The organism is Bacillus cereus group sp. BfR-BA-01310, from assembly GCF_022664325.1.
Taxonomy (GTDB): Bacteria; Bacillota; Bacilli; order Bacillales; family Bacillaceae_G; genus Bacillus_A; species Bacillus_A paramycoides.
Genome location: NZ_JAKUHD010000002.1, coordinates 92393 through 105089, shown reverse-complemented (window position 1 = coordinate 105089; position 12697 = coordinate 92393). Strand labels below are relative to the sequence as shown.

Genomic DNA, 12697 nt, shown 5'->3' with positions numbered 1-12697 from the left:
CGTGGCGGGCAAAGTATTACTTGTAGATGATGAACCGGATATTCTTACATTTATTAAAGATAGTCTTGTCATGGAAGGGTATGAAGTAAGAAGTGCATTAAGTGGTGAAGAGGCTTTGGAAAAATTGGATAGTAGCGTGGATCTCATTATTTTAGATGTTATGTTGCCGGATATGAATGGATTTAAAGTGTGCGAGAAGATGAGAGAGTTCTATACATGCCCTATATTATTTTTAAGTGCAGATAGTAGTGAGCAGTCTCGTATAGAAGGTTTATTGATTGGTGGAGACGATTATATTAATAAGCCGTTTAGTTTAAAAGAGTTGAAAGCGAGAATTGTTGCCAATTTACGCCGTACGACAGAATTGAAAATGATGGGGCAAAAGAATTTTCTGCGTTATGGCGATTTAGTAATAGATTTGCCGAGTTATGAAATAATATTAGGCAAAGAAAAAATTCACTTTACAAAAAAGGAGTATGAAGTCGTGAAAATGTTAGCACTTCATACCGGCCAAGTTTTGACGAAAGAGCAGCTGTTTGAAAAGATTTGGGGATATGATAGTGAAAGTGATGTTTCTACTGTAGTTGAGCATATCAAGAAAATTAGAACAAAGCTTGGTGTATATGACAGAGAGTATACATATATTCAAACTGTATGGGGAATCGGATATAAGTGGAGTGTACAGAATTGATGCAAAGGCTACGAATTAAACAACAGCTAGTAATTGGTTTTTTAATAGTTTTAATTGGTAGTTTAATACTGACAGTTTTAACGGCGGCTAGTGGTTGGTATTGGCTAACGAAGAGTGGGAAAGTATTTCCTGCAAATTATTATGAGCAGAAAATTCCTATGATAAAAGAATACGTAAAAGATAAAGGCACGCTATTGTTAAATGAGAAAGAGCGAAATGAATTAGAGAAAGTTGTCCCTAGAGAGGGCATTCAATATCAAATTGTTAATAGGCAAGGAGATATTTCTTATGGTACATATAAAACAAAATTGATAACAAATGAGAGACCGATTTTGAGTGTTATTAATACGAATATTCATGAGGAAGATGATGATAATGAAGTTACGACATATCTGCCTTTAGTGGATAAGGATGGAGAGCTACAGGGAGCAATAGGGCTTAATTATCATTTGGCGCTGTCAACCGCCTCGTCGGTTGATTTCTTGTTGGTAATCTTATTTTTAGCCTCACCCTTTATATACATTACAATTTTATCCTACATCGTTTCAAACCGAATGGGGAAAAGAATAAAGAAACCACTTGCTGAATTATCAGAGGCTTCAAAAAGAATTCAAGAGCAGGATCTAGATTTTCATTTAGAATACAACGCACAAAATGAGATTGGTGAATTAGTCGGTTCATTTGAAGATATGCGTGCAGCATTAGCTACTAGTTTGTCACGGCAGTGGGAGTTAGAAGAAGAAAGAAGAGAATACATTAGAGCAATTTCTCACGATTTGAAAACGCCGCTAACGATTGTGCAAGGTCATACAGAAGGCTTGCAAAGTGGCTTATGGAAAAACGAAGACTTGTTGCATCGGTATTTACAAACGATTGAACGAAACACAAACAGAATGACAAAACTTCTTGAGGAGTTTCAAACAGTAAATGAGTTAGAAAGTTTCTCGTTTCAATTACGTTTAAATAAAGTGCATATAAATCCATTCTTTCTAAAAAAACTAGAAGAATATGAATGTATAGCTAGGAAAAAAGAGATTGAGTGGGATGTTACCTTTGAAAATAATGAGGATATACAGAGTTTAGTATTGGACCAAGAGCGGATCAGTCAAGTAATGGATAATATCGTAATGAATTCAGTTCGGTTTACGCCGGTGTCAGGGAAGATGCTCGTTAAAGTATGTGCTTGGCATGACACAATAAATTTTCATGTATATGATTCAGGACCTGGTTTCCAAGAAGGAGATTTGAAAAAAGTATTGCAACGTTTTTATCAGGGAGATCAGTCACGCTCAGGAAGTAAGGAGCACTTTGGACTTGGGTTATATATTGCCAAGACAATTGTTGAGAAGCATGGCGGTAAAATACAGGTAGAAAATAGCAAGGTGCGAGGCGGGGCACATGTTTCGTTTCGAATTCCAAGCGGGGGTATATAGATAGGAGTTAAGCATCGATATAATGAAAAAATCGTTGATATATTTCGGTAAATACTAAGTGGGGTATGCAAACCAATCTAAAAAAGCTGGAAGAATATCTTCCAGCTTACGAGTTACTTTCAATTTGTTGACCATTTTCTTCTTCGTGATCTTGTAGTAGGTTGAATACGTCTGCTAGGCAGAATGCAATAAACCAAGTCCAAAGACCGTGGAAGAAAGCTGAGCTTAATTGAAGTGGTAATGTATAGTTTGTCATTGAGTAGGAAATACATCCGCCAACGATTCCGATCATTGTTAATAACATTGTTTTTTGAGCATTTTCTTCTGGATTGAAGAGGAAGAAAATGTATCCACCTAAAATTGAAGCGCTTACAAGTGTTTCGATTCCATTAAAGATGATATTCTCTCCAAGCTGAGTGTTTGTCCAGAAGCAGATTACGCCGCCGATGATGGCAAACAAGATAGCTATTGTATATCGTATATATTGATTCATATGTTCATCTCCCTATGTAATAAGATGATTTGGAAGTTAACAAGGTAGGTATAGTATATTGAAGTGAATTGAATTGTTAAAAGGATATTGAAGAGTAACTATGTTGATTTGTGTATACCTGGCTTCGCGTTTCTAAAGAGAAACTCCCAAAGTCTATACGTGCTTTTTTGTATTATAACATATTTGAGCGCATAATAATAGAATTATCTGATTTTGTAACAAGTGTAAAAAATAAAAAGCGCAAGGAATTGTAGTTCCTTGCGCCTTTTTATATACGTTTGAAACGTCCAACAATTTCAACGGTTTCAGTAATATTCATAAATGCTCGATTGTCTACTTGGCGAATGATACGTTTCATTTCGCCTAACTCGTAGCGAGTTACGACAGTGTAAATCATTTTTTTCTTATGGTTTGTATAGCCGCCGACAGCATCTACCATTGTTACGCCACGTATGCCGCGATGTAGTAGTGCGCTTTTTATTTCCTCGCCTTTTTCTGTAACTGTCATTATCGTTAATTTAATATGTTTCGTATGCACAGCATCAATTACTTTGCTGACTACAAACCGGCTAATTAACGTATAAAGTGTAATATCCCATCCGAAAATGAATCCTGCTGCTACAAGTAAAATTAAGTTGAATCCAAAGATGATTGCTCCAATTGAAACATCGCGATGTTTCGCTACAATCAATCCAACAACATCAAAACCACCTGTTGAAGAAGCAAATCGGAATATAATTCCTGAGGACGCGCCGCAGATGACACCACCGAATACAGAAGATAATAAAATATCGTCTGAAACTTGATGTACCGGGATAATATTCATCGCTAAAGATGATATAGCTACAAAGTATGCTGTTAAAAAGGTTGTCTTCTTCCCTAAGTAAAAGTAACTTAAAATAAGAAGAGGAATGTTTAGTAAAAAGATAAGTGCACCGATATTGTAGTGCATTAAATAACCGATAATCATCCCTACGCCAGCGAATCCACCGCTAATCATATTATGCGGGATAAAAAACATATTCATAGAAATTGCATACAAAATAGAAGCTATAAAAATAACAATCAACTGTATTATAAATTCTAGGTGAAATGTTTTAGCTGCTGGGAAGGATAAAAAGGCGGTGTCGGGAACGTAATCGGCGTCTCCTAGTTGACCCATAGTATGTTTCATCTCCATATTCATTTTTGATTACAAGAAGAGAATAAAGCTTTTTTCAAAAACTGGCAATAGTTTTATTATAATGCAAAAATTTTATAAATTTCTAATAAATTAAACCTATTCAAAGATGTGTGTGAATATACTAAAGAAAGCGAATACATTGATTTTCTAGCATAGTTTTTTTGAGAAAATATGCAAAATTCTTTTTTGAAAATAAAAGGAAATAGAGAATGTTTGTTGAATGTGCTAAAATGACTTTATTAAGGATGTGAAGCGATGGAATTTTTATTGCAGGATGCAATTCTCTATATATCGTTTGTAACGACAGCGCTTTGTTTATTAGAAGTCTTTTTTCTTGCTAACGTTTCTCGTTTCGTACGCCAGCAAGCATCGAGTGGTAGACAGAGAGCTTTTAAACTAGTTGATACATGTGAAGAGGGTATAGGAAATGTACCGCTATTTTCTATTTTTTATAAATATGGAATGATTCGTTCTGTTCGCAGACAAGAATCGAGTGGAGAGAGTGACGAGGTAGGTCCGTATACACCAATGTTTCGCTAATTAATTACGAAACATTGGAGGAATGAACATGTTAAAATCATACCGAGCTGCGCTCATTAGTTTATCATTATTACTTGTTTTTGTTTTATCTGGCTGCAGTAATGCAGGCACAATTGATTCACATAGTACGGGGATTTGGAACCATTATTTTGTATATCCAATCTCGTTTATGATTCAATTTGTTGCTCATCATATACCTGGTGGAAGTTTCGGGATTGCTATCATTGTCATTACACTTGTTGTTCGTTCAGCAATGATTCCATTAGCTGTTTCGCAATATCGCAGTCAAATGAAAATGAAAAAGATGCAACCTGAATTACAGAAGCTGAAAAAGAAACACGGTGATGTGAGTAAAGATCTTGAAAAACAAAAGCAGTATCAAAAAGAAATGTCAGAACTAATGAAATCAGGCGGTTGGAATCCGTTAGCTGGGTGCTGGCCAATCTTTATACAAATGCCAATTTTCTCTGCTTTGTATTATGCGATTAGCCGAACTGAAGAGATTCGTACATCTTCGTTTTTATGGGTGAACTTAGGACATGCAGATCCATATCATATATTACCGATTGTTGCAGCGTTCACAACATTTATCCAGATGAAGGTGTTTCAATCTAATATAACGCCTGGAGAGCAAGTACAAATGCTGAAAATACAGCAAATTATGATGCCGGCAATGATTTTATTTATGGGATTTGCGGCACCGTCAGGACTTGTGTTGTATTGGATTACAGGTAACTTATTTACAATGACACAAACAATTGTATTAAGAAAAGTAATGGAACGTGAAGAATTACAATTACAAAAAGCTTAGAAAAACGCCGCTCGTGATGAGCGGTGTTTTTTTTTCGTAAATGCCCGATTGGTGTGGGCTAATAATCAGTGGGGGATGAACAAAACCCCCACTGATTAAAGTTCCATTTTATTTAACTCGTTAAGGAAATTTTAAGAAATCAACATTACTATTGGCATTGTATACGAAAGTGTACATGCTTTAGAAATATGAAGGAGGAAATTTCCTATGAAGAAGAAAACAGTTGGGTATTTAGCAATTGCAGGTGCTCTATCATTTGGAATTATAGGAGGAGTTGGTGTACCGGCGTTTGCGGCAACTAATACCCCAGCAGCTGAGCAAGTTACAAAAGGGACTGCGAAGAAGAATTTAGATGAGGCAACGAAACAAAAAGTGAAAACAATTATGGATGATACAAAGAAACAATTAGAGGGACTAGGTGTGAAATTCCCAGAGAAGGATAAGCACAAGGACATGTTTGCGGGATTAGATGAAGCGACAAAAGCAAAAGCGAAGTCAATTTTAGAGCAAGAAAAATCCGGGAAACTAACTCGTGAACAGGCAAAAGAGGAATTGACAAAGCTAGGTGTGAAATCCCCAGAAAAGGGTAATCACAAGGACATGTTTGCAGGATTAGATGAAGCAACAAAAGCAAAAGCGAAGTCAATTTTAGAACAAGAAAAATCCGGGAAACTAACTCGTGAACAGGCAAAAGAGGAATTGACAAAACTAGGTGTGAAATCCCCAGAAAAGGGTAATCACAAGGATATGTTTGCAGGATTAGATGAGGCGACAAAAGCAAAAGCGAAGTCAATTTTAGAGCAAGAAAAATCCGGGAAATTAACTCGTGAGCAAGCGAAAGAGGAATTAACAAAATTAGGTGTGAAACTTCCTGAGAAAGAGAAGCATGAAGACATCTTTGCGAACTTAGATGAAGCAACAAAAGCAAAAGCGAAAGCGATTCTAGAAAATGAAAAGAAACAACTAGCGGCATTGAATGTTGATCTGCCACATCATAAGTTTTTTATGAAAAACGAAGATAAATAATTGAACTATGTTGTATCTTTCGTGTGGGCAACCGAAAGGTACATATGCGAGGGGGCTGTCTTTGGAACAGCCTCCTCTTATTATGTAGGTTGCTATCGTTGTCATTTTTTTGTTGGAAAATCGATATATTTTGAAAATCGCCGATATAATCTCATGTCGTTCACGGAAGAGCAGATTAGAGAAATGTAGTATCTTCTGTTATAATATAAGGAGAGAAATATTTCTTATGTTATATAAAATATATATTGATTTTTTCTAACAATTCAATATAATGAACAATAACTACAAAATTCGACATCAAGAAGTGATGATGAGGACATGATCAGTTTTTTACGATTCTCAGAGAGGGAAGCCTTTGGCTGTGAGCTTCCTAATACGGGGAAATTGATTACCACCTCTGAACTGCAGCAGTGAACGGATACCTAGTAATTGCTTGCCGGCAAAAACCGTTATTTAGACTTGAGAAATTGGTGAAGTGTGTAACTTTACGAATTGAAACAAGGGTGGAACCACGAATATAACACTCGTCCCTTTTTTAGGGAGGAGTGTTTTTTTATTTCATTTTTGCATCACACTAGAATTGGAAGGAGGATACGCAGCATGCATCATGATGAGAAAAATAAAATTGGTTTAACAGTAGCACTTTCTATCGTAGTAGGAACTATTATTGGGTCTGGTGTGTTTATGAAACCAGGGAGCGTATTAGATTACTCAGGGAGTTCTAATATGGCTATTCTTGCTTGGGTAATTGGTGGTTTGTTGACGTTAGCAAGTGGTTTAACAGTAGCCGAAATTGGAGCACAAATTCCGAAAAATGGTGGGTTGTATACGTATTTAGAGGAGATTTACGGAAGCTTTTGGGGTTATTTATCAGGTTGGATGCAAACGATTGTTTATGGACCAGCTATTATTGGAACATTAGGTTTGTACTTTAGTTCTTTAATGATTAATTTTTTCTATTTAGATAAAGTATGGAATTTACCAATCGCAATTGGAACAGTTGTGTTCCTAGGCGTTGTAAATAGTATGGGAACAAAATACGGAGGTATCGTTCAAACAATCACGACAATTGGGAAGATGATTCCGATTGTATTAATTGTTGTGTTAGGTTTTTGGAAAGGGAATAGTGATATCTTCAACGTAGTTGTACCGATATCAGAAACTCAAAGTATTGGGATGGCAATTTTAGCAACTTTATTTGCTTATGATGGCTGGATTTTACTTGCTTCTATTGGCGGAGAAATGAAGAATCCAACAAAGTTATTACCGAAAGCAATGACAGTTGGGATTTTAATTGTAACGGCTGCTTACGTGTTAATTAACTTAGCGTTATTAAATGTATTACCAGCAGCGAAAATTGTAGACCTTGGAGAAAATGCAACAGCGACAGCTGCGGGCATGTTGCTTGGAGAATATGGCGGAAAAATTATTAGTATCGGTATTATCGTTTCTATTTTCGGTTGTTTAAATGGAAAGATTTTAACGTTCCCACGTATTCCGATGTCGATGGCAGAGCGTGGACAACTTCCATTTTCTAAGTTTATTGCAAAAGAAAATCCGAGATTCAAAACACCAGCAAATGCGATTACTGCTGAAATCATTTTAGGAATTATTTTAATGATTATTAGTGATCCGAATAAGCTATCTGAGATTTCCGTATTTATTATTTATATTTTCTATGTAATGACATTTATTGGTGTATTCATTTTACGAAAACGTAACAAGGATAAAGAGCGTGCATATAGTGTACCGCTATTCCCAATTGTACCGATCGTTGCGATTTTAGGTTCGCTCTTTGTAATTGGTAGTGCGATTATTAATGATCCGGTAAGCTGTTTCTTATCAATTGGAATTGTCTTTACTGGACTGCCGGTGTATTGGTATTTAAATAAGAAGAAAGAAAGTGGAGTTTAATGATTGGAAGGCAGGCGTATAATACGCCTGCCTTTTTATTGTGAAAAAATTATACTTGCGTCCACTTTTCTTTTAGGTTACTATAGCGGTAGTAACCTAAAAGAAAGCGTGGGGAAAGACTTGAATTTTCGTGTATATATTTTAGCTATTGCGGCTTTCGTAGTCGGAACGGTTGAGCTAATTATAGGAGGAACGCTCGATTTAGTTGCCAATGATTTAGGGGTATCTATTAGCGCAGCTGGTCAGCTTATAACCGTATATTCGGTAGTATTTGCTTTGTCAGGTCCAGTTTTATTAGCATTAACAGGGAAGTTTGAAAGAAAAACATTATACATTGGGGCATTATCGATTTTCTTAATTGGAAATATCATTTCAGCATGTAGTGTGAATTACGGAATGTTAATGTTCTCAAGGGTCATTTGTGCAGCTGGTGGTTCGCTTATTATTGCACTGTCGGTAACACTTGCATCTAGTGTAGTAGAACCGCATTTTCGTGCGCGTGCAATTGGAATCATTTTCATGGGGATTAGTGGCTCGCTCGTACTTGGAGTACCGCTCGGTCTTGTACTCGGAAATGCATACGGATGGCGTGCACCATTTGTGTTAATTTTGATATTAACTGTTATGGCAATTGCTTGTATTTCGTTGTTCTTAACGAAAGTACCAGCGACATCAGTATTATCAATAAAAGAACAAATCGCTACTTTAAAAGATAAAAAAATTGTAAGTGCACAGTTAACATCATTTTTATTTTTAACGGGGCATTTAACACTATATGCATATTTAACACCTTTCTTAAAAGATGTCATGCATGTTGAAGCAAACTGGATTAGTGTGTTTTACTTTATTTTCGGAATCGCAGCAGTAATCGGCGGTGGCTTCGGTGGATGGCTTGCTGATAAATGGGGATCGAAGAAAAGTATTATTTCCGTCATTATCGTATTTGCCTGTGCAATATTCATGTTGCCGATGATGACATTCTCATTCCCACTATTTATTATTATGATGGGAATTTGGAGTATGCTGAGCTGGGCGATTTCACCCGCACAGCAAAATTATTTAATTGAAATTGCACCGGAATCAGCTGGTATCCAGCAAGGCTTAAATAACTCCGCACTTCACTTAGGTATTGCGCTCGGTTCAACAGTAGGCGGAGTTGTTATTGAGAAATCATCTGTTATAAATAATGCGTGGGTAGGCGGCGGTTTTATAATATTGGCACTGCTTTGTGCGATTTTCTCTATTACGAGAGGGCGTTCTACTCAGTTTGGGAAAGAAGAATCTATCGTTTGATAGGTTCTTTTTTGTTTAAAAAAATTAAAGGATTTAGTAGAAGGATGAAGAAGGATGTAGGTAACGAGGTGATGATATATGGATTCAAACTTTTCGATAATTGGCTTTCTATTTACTGTTGTACCATTCTTTCTTGTAATTTTTTTATTTAGATGGGTTCGTTTCATCTATCAAAATTCTGAGAAACAAGTTGAGCAAAATGAGAAAATCATTGAGCTGTTGATGGAGATAAAAGAGCAAAATGAAAAGGAGTCTAGGTGAATAACTAGACTCCTTTTTTATATATTGAAGTAAGTATAAATCAAATTCGAGACCTGTTAATTGTTGTTCTGCTAACTATGTAGTTACTGTTAGCTCTCCCCTTGCTAGTACCTCAACTTCATCAATAAACTCTTAATTTCCTCATCTTCCATAAAGAGATCATGGTGCTTCTCTGTAATCTTCGCAAGTGCAACGTCATGATAGAAGAATTCCGTAAAAAATTTCACGAAAGGCTGCGACATTGTTTTCATCGCTTGCCATGATTCTTGTTCTACACCAGCAAATAAAATTTCGCGACCGTCAACGATGAGCAGTAAGTAGCGCTCTAATGCGTTAGGCTCTTCAGTTGGGATTAGAAAATGCATGTTTTCTAAGTCTGTTTCTACTTTTCCAACTATGAGGGCCTCGATCTGGACACCTTGTTTTGCCTTTTGTTCTAGTAAAGGAAGATATTCTAAAAGGGTATCATTCCATGCGGAGATGCGTATGGACTCTTTCGCATCCTCTACAAGTTGCCTACTTTGTACTTTAATAGAAGACTGCATTTTTAAACTCCAAACACGGTCATCTGTAAATGATTTTTTAGAAATATTATTTTCAAGTTCTTTAATATTAGATTGGAATTCTGTCGTTAACTTTTCAATTGCTAGCTTGAGTGGTAATGCTGTATACAATTTTTTCTTTTCTGAAACAGAATCCATTACCATCCCTTTATCAATTAGGCGTGCTAACACTTCATATATTTTTGCTTTTGGAACACCTGAATGTTTAACAATGGTTGTTGCATCTAATGGTTCATTGCTTGATACGACAACTTCATAAGCTTGGCTTTCATATTGTGAGAAACCGAATTTTTGTAACATAGTTCCCTCCGAACGAATGAGATTATATGTTAAGGATAATGAACTATTTGTTTTTACACAAGTACTACGATAATAACTAAGCTGATTGGAATGAGAACAAATTTCAAATTTTTAAACTATATAGATTGAGCTTTCTTATTTATCTATTATACTTAATATAGTGATTAATATGATTAAATTTCATCGAGAAGGGGATGCTTGGGGGAAGATGTTAAGAAGTTTACGTTTAAAAATTGCGGTAGTATTTTCGGTGCTTATTTCTATGATGTTTGTAATATTAGGTACAGCTGTGTATCAGTTACAGAAAGAGAAGGAGACTCGTTCCCTTGATCAGTATTCTCAAAATACGATGGATCTTGTAACAGAGCAGTTAACTGCATTTATGCAGCGGATTGAAGAAGATATGGGCCATTATGGAAGTCATGATGATATTCAAAACATGTTATAAGATGGGGTTACTCCAGAAGAGGAGAGTTTTATTTTAAAAGAATTTTCAAGATTTAAAAAGAATCATCCTGATATTTTAGATGTATATATTGGGACGAAAGATAAAAAAACGTTAAGCGCAAATCTTGCTGACGGAGGAAAAGTACCTGAAGGATATGATCCAACAAGTCGTCCTTGGTATAAAACATCAGAAGCAGATACAAAATCGATTATTTGGGGACAACCACAATATGAAATCGCGACAGGTAAGTTAAGTATTGGAGTTTCAAAAGCCATTGTCGGACAAGATGGTTCTGTGTTAGGGGTTGTAGCAATGGATGTATCATTAGGTACGATTCAAAAGCTACTCCATAATATTCAATATAATAATGGCGGAGAAATGTTTATTGTAAATGATAAAAATATTGCCATTGTGTATCCAGAAAAAGTAGGGAAAGATGTAGTAGCCTATAGTCAGTTATTTGATAAGATGAAATGGAAAATTGGGATTGTATATCCGAAAGAGTCAATTGATAACTTACTCGTAGAAACAAGAAATACAGTTATTATAATGGCATGTATAAGTTTATTGATTGGAATATTAGCTTCATATTTATTCTCAAGAAGATTAGCAAGACCGTTACAATTGTTAACGAATCACGTTCATAAAGTAGCGGAAGGTGATTTAACACTGCAAATGAAAGTGACAAGTAAAGATGAGGTTGGTACGCTTACGACTCACTTTAATCATATGGTGGAGCAAATGAATGAAATGGTAAGTAAAATTAAAAATAGTGTATCGACAGTGCAACAATCAACGAATAACTTACATTATTTAACGAATGAAACGGTAGCAGCTAGTAGAGAGGTTTCAGGTGCAATGGATGATGTGAGCGGGGGAGCATCTACTCTTGCTAATAGTGTAGATGAAGTTTCAGCGCAGCTTGAGAATATGGCGCAGTCAGTGGAACAAATGAATAGCTCCGTTGGTGAAATAAAAGGAGTGGCTGGCAAAGCAGAAGAGGCATCTAAGCAAGGATTAAATACGATGCGGAATTTAGTTCGTACAAAAGGAGAATCATCTTCGATTGTTGTTCATACAGAGGAAGCATCCGGTAAATTAGAGCAAAGAGTCGGATCGATTCAAAATGTTGTAGAGCTTATAAAAGGTATTTCGGATCAAACGAATTTACTTGCTCTAAATGCTTCGATTGAAGCGGCACGTGCAGGTGAGCAAGGTAAGGGCTTTGCTGTTGTTGCGGAAGAGGTTCGAAAATTAGCTGAACAATCAAAAGAGGCAACCGGAGAGATTGCATCGATGATTGGTGATGTACAATTAGAAGTAAAACGAGTTGTAGAAGTCGTAAGTAAATTGAAAGATATTGCGGATATACAAAATCAAGTGACGACAGAGGCAGAAACGGAATTCCGCACGATTATGTCAGTTGTAAATACGATTAGTACCTCAGTTGAAAAAATTGTAGAAGAGGTAAATAATATAGGTGACGAGCAGGGAGAAATTACAGAGGTAATGCAAACAATTGCTGGTACGAGTCAAGAAAGTGCAGCTGTTTCTGAAGAGGTAAATGCTGCAACTGAATCGCAAGTGAATCATTTAGAAAAAGTAGCTCATACGATGGAAAGTTTGACAGAGAATATGAGAGACTTAGAAAGATTAGTTGAGCAGTTTAAAGTAGAGGAATAACAAATTAGTAAAATGATGAGGATTTCGGTAAAATAGACAATGGATATATAAGAAGCAA

General features: G+C 36.1%; 11 protein-coding genes, 1 pseudogene and 1 other annotated feature. Of the genes and pseudogenes, 9 read left to right on the top strand and 3 right to left on the bottom strand.

Annotated features, from left to right (window positions below; all coding sequences use genetic code 11):
* The first annotated feature begins 1 nt into the window (after nt 1).
* Entirely contained in the window at nt 2-691 is a 690-nt protein-coding gene (locus MR109_RS05640) for a response regulator transcription factor (RefSeq protein WP_242271263.1), read from the top strand.
* On the top strand, nt 691-2124 hold the full coding sequence (locus MR109_RS05635; protein ID WP_242271668.1) for a sensor histidine kinase: 1434 nt from the start codon (nt 691-693) through the stop codon (nt 2122-2124). Before MR109_RS05640 ends, MR109_RS05635 begins: the two co-directional genes overlap by 1 nt.
* A 106-nt stretch (nt 2125-2230) precedes the next feature.
* Here MR109_RS05635 and MR109_RS05630 read toward each other — a convergent pair whose 3' ends face one another.
* A complete protein-coding gene (locus tag MR109_RS05630) occupies nt 2231-2617 on the bottom strand; it encodes a DUF3938 domain-containing protein (RefSeq protein WP_002174092.1) in 387 nt (128 codons plus the stop codon).
* A gap of 268 nt (nt 2618-2885) precedes the next feature.
* Nucleotides 2886-3779: a YitT family protein gene (locus tag MR109_RS05625; protein WP_048375405.1), complete on the bottom strand. Its 894-nt coding sequence runs from the start codon at nt 3777-3779 to the stop codon at nt 2886-2888.
* A gap of 276 nt (nt 3780-4055) precedes the next feature.
* On the opposite strand from MR109_RS05625, the gene MR109_RS05620 reads away from it, so the two are divergent.
* From MR109_RS05620 to MR109_RS05595, 6 genes are all read left to right on the top strand, one after another.
* Entirely contained in the window at nt 4056-4340 is a 285-nt protein-coding gene (locus MR109_RS05620; RefSeq protein WP_025148284.1) for a hypothetical protein, read from the top strand.
* A 28-nt stretch (nt 4341-4368) separates the two neighbouring features.
* On the top strand, nt 4369-5151 hold the full coding sequence (locus MR109_RS05615) for a membrane protein insertase YidC (protein ID WP_098474205.1): 783 nt from the start codon (nt 4369-4371) through the stop codon (nt 5149-5151).
* A 207-nt stretch (nt 5152-5358) separates the two neighbouring features.
* The gene (locus MR109_RS05610) at nt 5359-6177 is read left to right on the top strand and encodes a hypothetical protein (protein WP_242271262.1); all 819 of its coding nucleotides are present in this window, start codon (nt 5359-5361) and stop codon (nt 6175-6177) included.
* A gap of 298 nt (nt 6178-6475) precedes the next feature.
* Nucleotides 6476-6712: a binding site (T-box leader), on the top strand.
* Between the two features lie 65 nt (nt 6713-6777).
* Nucleotides 6778-8091 (top strand): APC family permease, encoded by a 1314-nt coding sequence (locus MR109_RS05605; protein ID WP_242271261.1) that lies wholly within the window; start codon nt 6778-6780, stop codon nt 8089-8091.
* 108 nt (nt 8092-8199) lie between these two features.
* Nucleotides 8200-9384, top strand: a complete 1185-nt coding sequence (locus MR109_RS05600; RefSeq protein WP_242271663.1) for an MFS transporter — start codon at nt 8200-8202, stop codon at nt 9382-9384.
* 78 nt (nt 9385-9462) lie between these two features.
* Nucleotides 9463-9645, top strand: a complete 183-nt coding sequence (locus tag MR109_RS05595; RefSeq protein WP_048375398.1) for a hypothetical protein — start codon at nt 9463-9465, stop codon at nt 9643-9645.
* 104 nt (nt 9646-9749) lie between these two features.
* On the opposite strand, the gene MR109_RS05590 is transcribed toward MR109_RS05595, so the two are convergent.
* Entirely contained in the window at nt 9750-10508 is a 759-nt protein-coding gene (locus MR109_RS05590; RefSeq protein ID WP_071718385.1) for a TrmB family transcriptional regulator, read from the bottom strand.
* A gap of 208 nt (nt 10509-10716) precedes the next feature.
* Between MR109_RS05590 and MR109_RS05585 the strand changes: the two are divergent.
* A pseudogene (locus tag MR109_RS05585) lies at nt 10717-12639 on the top strand (methyl-accepting chemotaxis protein).
* Nucleotides 12640-12697: the final 58 nt, after the last annotated feature.